Source organism: Paraburkholderia sp. UYCP14C (genome assembly GCF_004197395.1).
Classification (GTDB): Bacteria; Pseudomonadota; Gammaproteobacteria; order Burkholderiales; family Burkholderiaceae; genus Paraburkholderia.
This window is the reverse complement of sequence record NZ_SELS01000116.1, coordinates 1-11,498: the sequence shown is the minus strand read 5'-3', so window position 1 is coordinate 11,498 and position 11,498 is coordinate 1. Positions and strand designations below refer to the sequence as shown.

The following is an 11,498-nucleotide window of genomic DNA, read 5'->3' as shown; positions in this document are numbered from 1 at the left end:
CGCTACGCTCGCCTCAGCAAGTCAACCCCAAGACGCTAAACATTAACCCCCTTGTTGCACTTCGGCTTGAAACCGCCCATCGAATAAAACGCTCCGTAAGGCCAAACGTCGACTGTCTGGGGAGGATTGCAATTGTGAGCAACCAAATCACTAACGCAGAGGGGACGCGCTGGAAGGAGCTAATTCACAAAATATGTGCGATTCTGATACTCGGCGTGCTAGTCGTCGGCCCCGTCTTCTTGGCGATTTTTGTGACCGCGCCACCCAACTGGGCGGATAATGATTTTATAGACTTCGTTCTGCGTAACTACGCGGTATTTTTCATCCTTCCATACATCGGTTGTCTCGCCTATTTTCTGGTCGTCACATTGGAGGCGACGCGTGGCCCTGTGGAGGTCGAATTCGCGGCTATCAAGATCAAGGGAGCCGGTGGGCCGATACTCTTCTGGGTAATCGTCTTTGTGGCTGTCTGCGGGGCCGTCAAAATGTTCTGGGCAGGGTGGCCGAGCTGACAAACGACGCGTTCGGCGCGTTTCGGATTGAAACATGATCCCGTCGCTGCGCGGGCGGTCTAGCCTAGGCCAATTGGACGTTCTTTCGGGTAGACGCGGAGTTCTGAACCGGAGGCAGCCGTGACCAGAGTAACCTTGAGCGTCGATTCTCGCGATGCAATTTCCGCACGCTTCGTCGCTGCTATGAACGGCGAGACACAAGGAGCTTTCATCACCTTCGCGACACCGGAGCTATTGTTCCAAACTCTCACGCTGAGGCGCTGGCAACTCATCAAGGCAATGACCGGCGCCGGTCCCCTATCGATTCGCGAGCTCGCACGGCGCCTCGGTCGCGATGTTAGGAGCGTCCACGACGACGTCAATGCCTTACTTGACGTTGGCATGCTGGAGTGCAGCGACGACGGCTCGGTCGCATTCCAGTACGACGCCGTACATGTCAATTTCACGATCACCGCTGCGGATCCGGCTGAATCAATTAAAGGACCTTGCGACGGCCCTGTTCGTGGAGACTGAATGGGGCACTCGGAATTCGAGATCGGCATGGCGTTTTACTCCGGCGCGACGCTGTGGCGTTGCACTGACGTCGGATCACGCACGATCGTCGCCGTTGAAGTGAAGAACGGATATCCCACCCCTCACCAAGCGCCGCCCTTTTCGGATGCTGTCGAGATCGTGTTCGATGAATACGATTTTGGAGGGCTGTCGCGTCAGCCGATTACGGACTGATCGGCGCGCGGTGCGATCTCCGCTTCGATTCGCCTCTCCGTAGGCGCCCAGTCCTCACTCCATGTAATGTGCGACGAACGCCCTATATTCGTCTTCCGATTTGCACGTTCGCTCATTGCCGGTTGATGCAACTAATCTGCAGACCGCGGGCAGCACTTTGTCAAAGCTCTTACCTTCTTGTGGCATCCAGTCGTATTCGGCATAGGTCCGATTTTCATAGGCGTCAAATAAAGACTTGAACTGAAAGCCGCCTTTGAGCAGTGTTTCCAAGGTCATAAAACACTGGTTGTGCTCGGGGTTGTAGTGGGCCTGGAAGATAGCACTTATGACATCGCCGGTTGATTGACCTTCCCTATACCCTAGTCGATGAAATGTCTGCTCTGCCTGAGCAGCGCATTTCTGTTGAAGGTCAAAAGTCTCCCGCTTTGCCTTGTCAGCCAATCTCGCCGACAGGCTTTGAATATCGGCGGCTTGCAGACGGTTTGCGTCAATCTCGTTCTTGAGCTGCCACGTCACGCCGATGAGCACCACTAATAGGATGGCGCAAACTATTCTCATCAAAATGACCTCCGTGGGTTACCTTCATTCAGGAGACCGCTAACCTCCAGTGGTCGCGGCCTTCTGCTCGGCGATGATCCTCTGCACGGTGCCGGTGCCTACGCCTACCTGTTTTGCGATCTTCAGCATGCCTAGGCCGGTCGCGGCAAGCGCGAGAATCTGCTCCTCACGCGGCCCGGCAACCCTCGGACGTCCGAATGTCTTCCCCTGCGCGCGAGCGCGATCAAGGCCGGCGTGAACGCGCTCCTGGACCATCGCGCGTTCGAACTCAGCGAATACCCCGCACATTTGAAACATGGCGCGTCCCGCCGGCGTCGTCGTGTCGATGTTCTGCTGATGCAGGTACAGGCCGACGCCTTTCGCCCTGATCTCCTCCATGAAGTTGATCAGATTAATCAGCGATCGGCCCAAGCGGTCGACGGACCATGCCGCGATCAGATCAAACTCTCGCCGGTTCGCTGATTTCAGCATTCGATCGAAGTCCGGACGCTTGTCGCGACCCTTGGCGCCGCTCACGGCGTGGTCGACGTACTCGGCGACTACTTCCCAACCGTGACGCTCGGCGACGGTGCGCAATTCGAGTAACTGGTTATCGGTGGTCTGCGCGTCCGTCGAGACGCGAGCGTATAGCGCGACTCGTTTGTTCTTCGGCATTGTCGGGCATCTCCGGGTGGATGCCTGGATCATAAGCTGGACGCATACGGAAAACAAGTGATTTTTGTATGGTCTGCAAACCGTCCCGAGACCGTTGTCGTGCCGTCGCGTTCCCCGAGGGGATTTCTGTATGGGCTCCCCGGTTGGGTGCGACGTCGACTCCGTTTCCGGTGCCGTGCGCACAACGGTTTATGCGACTTCTTCTCTAGTTCGACTCCATTAGACGACCAGCGAAAACGGTCGTGACACGACGCTGTGATCAGCGGAGACGCACGAGGCGAATCCTACAAAACGATCACGGAGCAGAGTGAAAAATGAGTCACGCCGAAGAAGCAGTCCAGTCCGGCAAACCGGCAAAAACCATCAATCAGTTGGTCATTGAGGGAAGCGCCGAGCTGATCGCGGCCCGCTCGATTATGGAGCTCAATACGTGGCTTGCGCACTTTGGCGTCGACTATTGCGTTCCTGCCGATGACACTCGCCTTAATGAGGCGGCCGCCAATCTGGCGACGGCTAATCACGCGCATCAGAAACTCGTCGATGATGATGCTTTGGCACGTGATCACTTCGCGAAGCTCGAAACGATGCTCGCGCAGCGCGGCGATCTGGATCCGAACGACGAGCGCGACGCGATCAAGCGGGCCATGGACTATGCGCGGACTGCTATGGAGCAACTCGATGCGGGCGCAGCGGCCGCCGTCGCGCGTTGTACCGATGAATTGAGCAGGGCACAGCACGGCATCCTGGTAGAGATCATGGCCGGTCACATTGATCGCGCTGAGCGCGCGCTGATCGACGCCGTCGAAGGGATGCGTACAGTCGGCCGGGTTGGTGCCAAGCACCTCGGGCCGGACGCGGATGTCGCCTACATCCCGAATCAACGTCTTGTGGCGCTGCTGGCCGGCTGATCGAACGCGGGATAGCTCGCGCGCCGTCTACCTATTTACGCGCCACGCACTCCATTTAGGTTCCATTAGATGCACGAATTAGGTCGTGACACAAAGATGGAGTCATCAAGGGGCCAGCGGGTGCTGATCCCAAGAAACCCAAAAAAGCCATATTACGGATACCCCCAAATGAGCAACGAGATTCACGCGGCAACGATTTCGAATATCACCAGCGCCATCGCGGAAACGAACCAACAGTTGAACTCTGCCTTGATCGGCAACGGCGGCGACGTCACAAAGATCCGTCGCAAACTGGCAAACCTCCACGTAGACCTTTCCGCCGCGGAGAAGCTGGCCGACGAGGCACGCGAGAAGGTGCGGGCTGACGCCGAGGCTGCCGTCGATGCAGGCACGGCGAAAATCGGTGCCGATGCAGTAGCAAGTGTCAATGCGAAACTCGCGGCGGCCGGAGTAACCCATCGCCTCGCGGCCGACGAAATCTGCTTCATGAATCTCGCGCGCAATATCGCGATCGCCAATCACGAGAGCGGTATTGTCGGCGCCGAATTGAGCGCACTGACGGAGAAAGCCGCACACGTTGCACAAGTGCTCGGCACGGCCGTCCAGCGTCACGCAGATCTCAAGGCTAGGCGCGCTGCTGGCGACGCTTCCGGCGCGCCCGAGCTGTACGGGTTGAGCCTAGATATCGAGCAGTTGACGGCTCTGCATGCTGGCGCCGTGGCGAGGTGCGACGCCATCGACGATGCAAGTGCCAAGGCTGCTGTCGAGCGGGCGCGTGCTGCGTTGACGGCTGAGGAGAACCTCGTCATTAAAAAGCACCTGCTCGCGCATACGCGGAAGGCCGAGGCGACGTTCATGGCATCGATTAAGTCGCTGGTCGGATTCGTGCGCGTCCAGGGCGAACCATTCGAAAAGTCGGCGCTGCCGCGCACGATCTATCCATTTGGCGAGGATCTCGATTGGTTCATCCGTACCGGCGCACTGCGCGCATAAGGATCAGTCATGGCGTTCAAGAGAGGCGAATCGGGCAACGCGGCGGCGCAGGCCGCGCCCGGCGATGTCAAGAATCCGGGCGGTCGTCCGGTCTCGTTCAGGACGATCAGCGCTGGAGTCGCGAAGCGCGTCCGGCGGTCGGCCATGCCGATCACCGAGGTCTGCATCAGCAAGGCGCTGGATGGATCACCTGAATGCGCGGCCGCAATCGTCAACATGATGGCCGTCGCTGAGCTGGTGCAGGCGCTGTCGAAGACGTCGACGCGCGATTAACGTTTGACTCCGTCCGCGCTCTGACAGGCGCGGTTTCCCGGGCTGTCATGTGATGGTCCGGGCTTTTTCCAGGCTTCCAGATGAGCAGCAGAGACATCAGAAGGGCACGACGTCAACACGGCCGCAATGCGCTGAATCCAGCACTCCCAATGAGCGCGGCGCTCGAGGCGCTGGGTGCGCACCTGCGCGACGCGATGCGCACAACCAGGCCCGAAGCGCCCCGCAAAACGCGTGGCGCAGGCACAACCAAAGGCGGTAAATGAAATGGGTAATTTTTCGAAATTGTTGGACGAGCTGGACGCTATGCCCCATCCGGTCACGGGCCAGTACGAGCCGATCAGGGCGGCCCGTCGCGTCGACAAGACGTCGCCGGCCGGTAAGGTAGTCCGTGCCCGTCCTACGACACCCGGCAAGTCGCGTATCGTCGACTGGAATACGGCGCTCCTGAAGGCGCAGGCCGATGGCTCGATGAAGACGGTCGCGGTGAAGCTCGACAAGAAGAAGGTCGTCAAGCCCGCGAAGACTGCACCGGCGGCGAACGCAGAGCCCCGCGAACATGTTGCCCTCCGTGTAGGGGCTCTGATGGCAGACTTGAAACGTCATGCCCAGGGCGCAGAGTTGAACGGAAATGTCACGGAAAAGCAATTGCTTGCCTGCCGGGCGCTCGCGCGTCAGGGAGAACTGACTGAGGAGGACGTGGCGGCGGTCCAGTCGGCGCTGGATGACGGCCGCGCACTGCCTCTATGGGTTCTCAAAAAGCTCGGTTCGGGCAACACGTGATGGCCCGCCCGCGCGTGATATTTCGCAAGCCGGCGCCCGTGCCGGTTTGGAAGCCTATGCCTGCTGAGCTGGAGCCTGAGCCGGTGCCGGTGGATCTCGCCAAGGCGCACGACACAGAGCCGGTCGAGCACGCGTTTCACTTGCCGGCGACCGGGCACATGGTAGACCTGCTCATAAAGGGGCGCCACGAGGGCTCGATCTCAGTCGAGGACGCCCGGCGCGCGCAAGACGCGTGGATGTGCAACAAGCCGCTGCCTGGCGACTTGATTGAGGCAGTTCTGGCGGCGTCGTGAGCGATCGAGCGGACTACCTGCGCCAGATATTGGCGGCGCCGCTGCCGGACCTGCTCGACCAGCGTGCAGCCGGCGAAAAGCCATGCGAGTGGTCCGCGTTTGATCGCGTGATCAGCGCGTTCATGGGTGGCCACATATCGCGCGACGACGTCCTGCGCGCGACGACGGCGTACCGGCGTGGCCGAGCTCTTAATCCTGATCTGCTCGAGGCGGTGCGCTCGGCCGTGTAGTTGTTCCGGCGGTGTGCTGCTGCCGGGCTTGATAGGCGCGCGCGTGCTTGGCGGCCGGGCGCGCGCAGATTGCGCTTTCGTGTTTGCGGCGCTTTGCGCAAGGTGGCTTTCATGACGATGATTCGCGAGCGTGCGCTCCAGCTCCTCGAGCACGACAACCTGACTGCTACGGCGATCGCAGGGAAACTCGGCGTCAAGCGGAATTCCGCCAGTCATGCAATCGCGCGCGCCCACGCTGCGGGTGAGGTGCGTATCGTCGACTACCTGCGGACCGGGAAGGATCTGGCGCCCGTCTACGGACTCGGCGGTGGCGACGACGTCGAACGGCCTGCGCCGCTGGACCCGTACGATCGCTCGGCCGCATACCGCGCGCGTCATCCTGATCGAAATCGAGCAAGCTCGCGTGCCTGGCGCGAACGGAACCTCGAGCACGTGCTCGCCAAGCAGGCGGAATATCGTGCGCGCCGTCGTACTGATGCAACGCCTGAGTCGGTTGAGCCGGTCGAGTCGTGCTCACAGAGCCCAGCATTGTCCGCTAAGGAGATCTCCGTGTCTGAGTCCGTGTTGCAGTACTTTGAGCTCGACGTATTGCCGGGCGTGAAGCACTTCACGTGTGATCGGTACAAGGCGACGCTGAGCGTCGAATCGTGCGCTGACAAGTTCAAGCAGGCCAACAGCGGCGACGCGTTCGGGCGTCACGCGCACTGTAAGCGATGCCCAATCGGTGCGGCCCACGGAGGCTCTGGCCCGAATCTGAATCTCGGCACTATCAAGGGCAGTCTTACGTGCTCGAGGTGCCATCGCACGAACGGCCGGCTGATAGGGAAAAGGCTCTGTACTAGCTGCCAGAATCGCCAATATGAAAGCATCAAGAAACGCAATGCGAAAGGCTCTGCGCCGATCAAGCTTCCGCCATTACATCGTCTCACGATCGGCTATATGGCCGGCGGAAAGGTCCACATGCACACCGTCGAGCGGGCCGTCGACACAACAGAGCTAATCGTCGACGTGCTGAGGGACTCGGAGCGCTCGCCTAGCTTCGGCTGGCTGGCGGATTCTGCGACGCGCGCGCTGCGCAACAATCCCGATCTCGACTTTTCCATATCGTCGGACGACGTCGACGAGGTCGTGCCGGCCGCGATCGCGGCGAGTGTGCCGGCGTCGCTCGACGTCGTGCAGGCGGATCCGGCAGCGGATGTTGATGCGGATCCGTACGACGTACTACGCGACGCCGTCGAGCAGCTCGAGCACGATGCGCCGGTGTTGATGCCGACGATGTCGCGGCGTGCTGGGAAGAAGCTGCGCCAACAGGCCCGCAAGCAGGTCCGCGTGTCCAACGTGACGGTCAATCTGCTACGAGGTGTGGGCGTCCTGCCCGCTGCCACGCCGGTGGTCGAGCCGGCGCCGCAACCCTTCTTTTCGCCGACTCTCATGTCCGGCGGTACCGCATTCGGCTAGAAGTCCGCCTGCAGAGCGCGCCAGATCTGATTTCCTTCGTCCGCACCTTGGCAGATGTGACTCAGGCTTTCGCGGCGTCGCGCAAGAATGAGGCCAAGCTGTTCGGTTCATAGACCGGCAGCGGCTCACCCTGCAAACAACCGTTCCGCGTTCGCGTTTCGTCAACGAAAGCCTGCAAGGTGTCGCGGAACAGGCTTTTTCGTCGAGCACGGACCCGCGAACGATCGCGAAAGTGTCGCGCCCGCACACACGCGGGTGGCTGAGCAGGGTGCCCAGTTGGCTATCGAGGTCTTCGTCCTCGCATTCGATCGACGCATTCGTCCTGTGGGCTGCGACGGCGCGCCGTAACCGTCATGGATAACACACTGAGCCGCTACACGGCCTTGAGTTCCGATTTGCTCGCGGGGCGACGTCAACCGACCGTGACGTGTACGGCGTCACTCTCCATGCTTGCAGCTTGTAACACGTCCTTCCCCGACGTATAACTGGAACAGGCTTCGACTCAAGGGGATGGCGCCGGGTACGCGGGAATTCACCACACATGATCGCATCGCAGAGATTTCGGCGTTGCTTTCCGCGCATGATGGCGACGCGCCGCTATGTTCGCGCTGAAGAAAAATTCATGACAATACGCACAAACTACAGCGTATGCGCCCGTGCGTTTGCAATTGCTGCGCTCGTTATTAGCGGCGCCTCATTTGCAGGATCTCCAGACGGCGGCATCGCGGACCCACGCACCTATTTGTACAGCGAAGACAGCGTCCTCGCTGTAGGAAAAACCTTTTCTCCAAACGATATTACCGAACCCAAGTTTCCTTGTATTCAGTTCACCTCCGCAGTACCTTTAGATAACGGCCCCCCGAGCACATCATTTCACCTTTATTACGTTAGAAATATAGACGAAATCGAGGCAGTTGAAAATAGAGAGATTAAGGCCGACGTGAATATCAATAAAATCGGAGCTGCCGGAGATATAAAATCTGAAATAAAAAATGCCGCTACGGAAGATAGCGTCGTCATAGTAGTTAGTGCATCCACGGATTTTGGCCGTTGGCAAATCCCTTCCTCCGCCACCCTAGTGCAGGAGGCTAGGGACCTTCTATCTGACGGATGGGATTTTGAAAAGAAATGCGGATCGCGCTATGTCTCCATTGAGAGGCGAGGCGCCGCCGCGTCAGCCGCTATCATAATCGGTCATGTGACCAAAGATTTTAAAGATACCGTCGCTCGGGACATAACAGTCAAAGGTGGCTATGCGGAAATCGGGGCTACCGCATCAATGGCCGTCAACAACGAATTGCACAAAGCGTCTAAACAAGACCGAGTACAAGTCCAAGTTACTGCAACGGGTGGTGGCGGCTTGGGAACGCTCGCGCAGATAGTGTCGGCCGGCGTAAAGGAGTCCGATGCAATCTCCGTTGTAGAGAAGGGATTGTCAGATTTCCTAACATACTTTAAGTCTGACAATGCACCGGCATATCAATACGTGGTGGCCTCAATGGAGGATTTTCAGTGGAATCCTGCCGGCACCACCCGTTGGACCGATTCTCAAGAAGCCGACCTCAGGGATATTGTTGGCAGAATAAGGGAACTTACCGCACAATTGAACCGCTGGCACGACTATGAGAACGGCGGCATCTATTCAAAAATGTACCCCGGTCGGAATGCAACCGCAGCGATAAACGAAATTAATAGACGGCTGGCAATTTACAAAGAGGAGTTTGCTGAGTGTAAAAGACCGACTGAGAGTGGCCATTGCTATTTTATGGATTTCTTCTCGCCGTTGGAGGCGCTAGCGCCGCCTACTGTGCCGGCTGCCGAATTTCATCTGATGCCTGATTCGGTAGCAGGACCGCTTTTTAAATCAGAATATGTTGGGCGCGACGCCAAGTTTCTACTGGAGATCGGGAATCCAGTCATATTCGTTGGACCCAACTCATCCCAGGCGGAGCAACTGGCTCAGTTAAAGCTGTTGAATCCGAGCGTCGTCGATTTCAGCTCTCAGATATACCTTCACGGGGACCATCTGGCTCGGTTCAGAATATTGTTTATTGATAATAGCGGTGAAGAAATACCGTTCACTTCGTTCTACAGTATCGGAGACGGGTCGCAAGGTTGGGTTGTTTGGCTTACAACGCTCAACAATGGCTATGGGATGCAAATGGAAATAATCAAATACATTGAGTCAAATTTGAAAATGTCTCATTCCGGGACGTTTTACCTCGATGTGGCTGATAAAATGGGTCGGCAATTTCGATTGGCATTTATGGATAGCACGTGGAATTACTCCTGTTCGCATCCCAACATCCCCCCTAATTTACATTGGTGCTTCGTGGACTCCATGGTAAACAAGTATAGTTACTAACCGGCATAATAATCAGTTAATGCAAAGGACCTGGGGCCGTTGCGGTCTATGGCGGCCGCCGTAGCGCAATTCCTAGGCTCAACTCCCTTCTTGCCACGGCGGACGGATCGAACCGCTGCAATGGGCATCGACGAATGTCCGTATTGATATTGAGCGCCGTCCAGCACGTCGCTAATCTCGCCGAACCTATTAGCAAGTTCGACTGGGCGCGGCACGCACGTTGAAGGTTGTTGGCTGTCAAAACCTGCCACGCGGTTATTGGGCTTCGCCGCGAAACAGATTGTCGATTGAAGTTTTCTCATCGCCGGGGACGACACAGCAAGCTCCGCCCCCAAGATATTCGACGTCGCGTTTGCGGTAGCAAGCTGCATCGAGATTTGCCGGCGTCCCGCCTCTAACGTGAACAGACTGATACCAGGTAACGCGCGGCTTGTCCTGCACCCCGTCGAAGAGTTTTGATTGGCAATATGACCCGTCAGCCACACATGTGCATTTGATGTTCACGTCCGCATCACCCGCCGACACGTATGCGGTTTCGGCTAGCGCGAAAGTCGCCAACAGCACAGTCGTGGCGGGCAGGAACACCCAGAAAGTAGCTGCTCTTCTCATGTTCTTGCATTCTCTGGAGTGTGTCCCAACGGCGGCTGTTCCGTCTTCCTCGCTATCCGAGTTAATAAGACTAAGAGAGTTGTAGAAGTTGAACAGCTGTTCGTCAAACGCTGCAAATCCTAAAGTCAGTGCCTTGGAAGGCCAAAAATGCTGATTCGTCAGGGTCATCCGCCGCCGGACGAATAGAAACTCAAGGTTCAGAACGCTGATCGTCCTAGCATCAGTTGCTACACCGATTTTTGCCGCTTAGTGCAATCGACGCCTCAACGACGGGTGTCGGGGCTAGAGCCGACAGTGGACTGTCTGCGCGAGCTCCCGGCCGAATGACCGTAGATGGCCGAACCCGGGCCGACGATCATCGGCCCCTCTGAACAAGGGGCGAATTGAACGAGCCGCAAGGAGGGCGCTATGCCCGCTCAACGTCTAGCCATCGTTACACCCATCCCAGCTCTCAATCGACCGTACCTGCTGCGTTTTCGCACCCAGGATGGGACACGCGCGCAAGTAGCCTTCGCCAGTCGCAATGACCGCGACGAGCGCTGCGCCCAGCTTATTACCCTCGGCGCCGCCGTGACGCTGACAACCGTGCGAAGTGTGGAATGAGCACGGTCTACATCATCGAAGGCATCGTCCACAATTCGGCGGAAACCATCAGCGCTGCGAAAGCGATCATCGTCAGGAAGCGCAAGCGCATCGCGATTACGGCCGATCAGGCGCGGTCAGCCTGGACCGATATCGAGTCCGACGATGAGGATCTCGAGGCGGAGGTCTCGACCGTCATGCGGCATCACGACATCTTCGGCCCTGACTACTCCGCCGTGGCGCGCTCGAGAAGTTCGTTGCCGATACCCGAGCGGCGAATGGTGCCCTCTATGGCGAGATCCTTAAGCCGGGTGGTCTCGGGATGCTCCGGCGGCAGGCGTGCTGATGAAGGCACAAACGCTGTTCGCCGTCGCACGAACCGAATGGAACCCTGTCACAGGCCGGGCGTTCGCTCACGTCGGCCCGCACCATGTCGTGTGCTGCGAGACCGGCGCCGATATCGCATCCGACGCGCAGGACGGCAATGTCCCAATGACAGTTGAAGGTTGGGACGGCGGGTGCGGCATAGGTTAGGCGACCTTTCGATCATGGTCAAT

At 58.3% G+C, this 11,498-nt stretch carries 14 protein-coding genes; 10 read left to right on the top strand and 4 right to left on the bottom strand.

Annotated features, from left to right (window positions below):
• The 3 genes from EVC45_RS42050 to EVC45_RS42040 form a co-directional block, all read left to right on the top strand.
• Positions 1 to 512, top strand: a 512-nt coding sequence (locus EVC45_RS42050) for a hypothetical protein (RefSeq protein WP_211193570.1), incomplete at its 5' end; no start/stop codon positions are given.
• 120 nt (positions 513 to 632) lie between these two features.
• Positions 633 to 1,025, top strand: coding sequence for a transcriptional regulator (locus EVC45_RS42045; protein WP_129963995.1), 393 nt, complete (start codon positions 633 to 635; stop codon positions 1,023 to 1,025).
• A 27-nt stretch (positions 1,026 to 1,052) separates the two neighbouring features.
• Positions 1,053 to 1,238 carry a hypothetical protein gene (locus tag EVC45_RS42040; RefSeq protein ID WP_211193569.1) on the top strand — a complete coding sequence of 62 codons (186 nt, stop codon included), beginning with the start codon at positions 1,053 to 1,055 and terminating at the stop codon, positions 1,236 to 1,238.
• Positions 1,239 to 1,292: 54 nt separating this feature from the next.
• Here the strand turns inward: EVC45_RS42040 and EVC45_RS42035 are convergent, their stop codons facing one another.
• The gene (locus EVC45_RS42035; RefSeq protein WP_129963993.1) at positions 1,293 to 1,796 is read right to left on the bottom strand and encodes a hypothetical protein; all 504 of its coding nucleotides are present in this window, start codon (positions 1,794 to 1,796) and stop codon (positions 1,293 to 1,295) included.
• Between the two features lie 39 nt (positions 1,797 to 1,835).
• Entirely contained in the window at positions 1,836 to 2,450 is a 615-nt protein-coding gene (locus EVC45_RS42030; protein WP_129963992.1) for a recombinase family protein, read from the bottom strand.
• Positions 2,451 to 2,764: 314 nt separating this feature from the next.
• Here EVC45_RS42030 and EVC45_RS42025 point away from each other — a divergent pair, with 314 nt between their 5' ends.
• From EVC45_RS42025 to EVC45_RS42010, 4 genes are all read left to right on the top strand, one after another.
• Positions 2,765 to 3,358, top strand: a complete 594-nt coding sequence (locus tag EVC45_RS42025; protein WP_129963991.1) for a hypothetical protein — start codon at positions 2,765 to 2,767, stop codon at positions 3,356 to 3,358.
• 168 nt (positions 3,359 to 3,526) lie between these two features.
• A complete protein-coding gene (locus EVC45_RS42020; RefSeq protein ID WP_129963990.1) occupies positions 3,527 to 4,351 on the top strand; it encodes a hypothetical protein in 825 nt (274 codons plus the stop codon).
• A gap of 9 nt (positions 4,352 to 4,360) precedes the next feature.
• Positions 4,361 to 4,624, top strand: a complete 264-nt coding sequence (locus EVC45_RS42015; protein ID WP_129963989.1) for a hypothetical protein — start codon at positions 4,361 to 4,363, stop codon at positions 4,622 to 4,624.
• 231 nt (positions 4,625 to 4,855) lie between these two features.
• Positions 4,856 to 5,404 carry a hypothetical protein gene (locus tag EVC45_RS42010; protein WP_129963988.1) on the top strand — a complete coding sequence of 183 codons (549 nt, stop codon included), beginning with the start codon at positions 4,856 to 4,858 and terminating at the stop codon, positions 5,402 to 5,404.
• 136 nt (positions 5,405 to 5,540) lie between these two features.
• Here EVC45_RS42010 and EVC45_RS42005 read toward each other — a convergent pair whose 3' ends face one another.
• A complete protein-coding gene (locus EVC45_RS42005; protein ID WP_129963987.1) occupies positions 5,541 to 6,359 on the bottom strand; it encodes a hypothetical protein in 819 nt (272 codons plus the stop codon).
• On the opposite strand from EVC45_RS42005, the gene EVC45_RS42000 reads away from it, so the two are divergent.
• A complete protein-coding gene (locus EVC45_RS42000) occupies positions 6,360 to 7,385 on the top strand; it encodes a hypothetical protein (RefSeq protein WP_129963986.1) in 1,026 nt (341 codons plus the stop codon).
• Positions 7,386 to 7,926: 541 nt separating this feature from the next.
• A complete protein-coding gene (locus tag EVC45_RS41995) occupies positions 7,927 to 9,750 on the top strand; it encodes a hypothetical protein (RefSeq protein WP_129963985.1) in 1,824 nt (607 codons plus the stop codon).
• A gap of 255 nt (positions 9,751 to 10,005) precedes the next feature.
• Here EVC45_RS41995 and EVC45_RS41990 read toward each other — a convergent pair whose 3' ends face one another.
• A complete protein-coding gene (locus EVC45_RS41990; protein WP_129963984.1) occupies positions 10,006 to 10,527 on the bottom strand; it encodes a hypothetical protein in 522 nt (173 codons plus the stop codon).
• Between the two features lie 431 nt (positions 10,528 to 10,958).
• Between EVC45_RS41990 and EVC45_RS41985 the strand changes: the two genes are divergently transcribed.
• Positions 10,959 to 11,444 carry a hypothetical protein gene (locus EVC45_RS41985; RefSeq protein ID WP_129963983.1) on the top strand — a complete coding sequence of 162 codons (486 nt, stop codon included), beginning with the start codon at positions 10,959 to 10,961 and terminating at the stop codon, positions 11,442 to 11,444.
• Positions 11,445 to 11,498: the final 54 nt, after the last annotated feature.

What these genes read in the sequence shown, in the direction of transcription:
- EVC45_RS42025 (WP_129963991.1), top strand. Translation starts at nt 2,765, where the DNA reads ATGAGTCACGCCGAAGAAGCAGTCCAGTCCGGCAAACCGGCAAAAACC.
- EVC45_RS41990 (WP_129963984.1), bottom strand. Translation starts at nt 10,527, where the DNA reads ATGACCCTGACGAATCAGCATTTTTGGCCTTCCAAGGCACTGACTTTA.
- EVC45_RS41995 (WP_129963985.1), top strand. Translation starts at nt 7,927, where the DNA reads ATGATCGCATCGCAGAGATTTCGGCGTTGCTTTCCGCGCATGATGGCG.
- EVC45_RS42030 (WP_129963992.1), bottom strand. Translation starts at nt 2,450, where the DNA reads ATGCCGAAGAACAAACGAGTCGCGCTATACGCTCGCGTCTCGACGGAC.
- EVC45_RS42040 (WP_211193569.1), top strand. Translation starts at nt 1,053, where the DNA reads ATGGCGTTTTACTCCGGCGCGACGCTGTGGCGTTGCACTGACGTCGGA.
- EVC45_RS42015 (WP_129963989.1), top strand. Translation starts at nt 4,361, where the DNA reads ATGGCGTTCAAGAGAGGCGAATCGGGCAACGCGGCGGCGCAGGCCGCG.
- EVC45_RS42020 (WP_129963990.1), top strand. Translation starts at nt 3,527, where the DNA reads ATGAGCAACGAGATTCACGCGGCAACGATTTCGAATATCACCAGCGCC.
- EVC45_RS42035 (WP_129963993.1), bottom strand. Translation starts at nt 1,796, where the DNA reads ATGAGAATAGTTTGCGCCATCCTATTAGTGGTGCTCATCGGCGTGACG.
- EVC45_RS41985 (WP_129963983.1), top strand. Translation starts at nt 10,959, where the DNA reads ATGAGCACGGTCTACATCATCGAAGGCATCGTCCACAATTCGGCGGAA.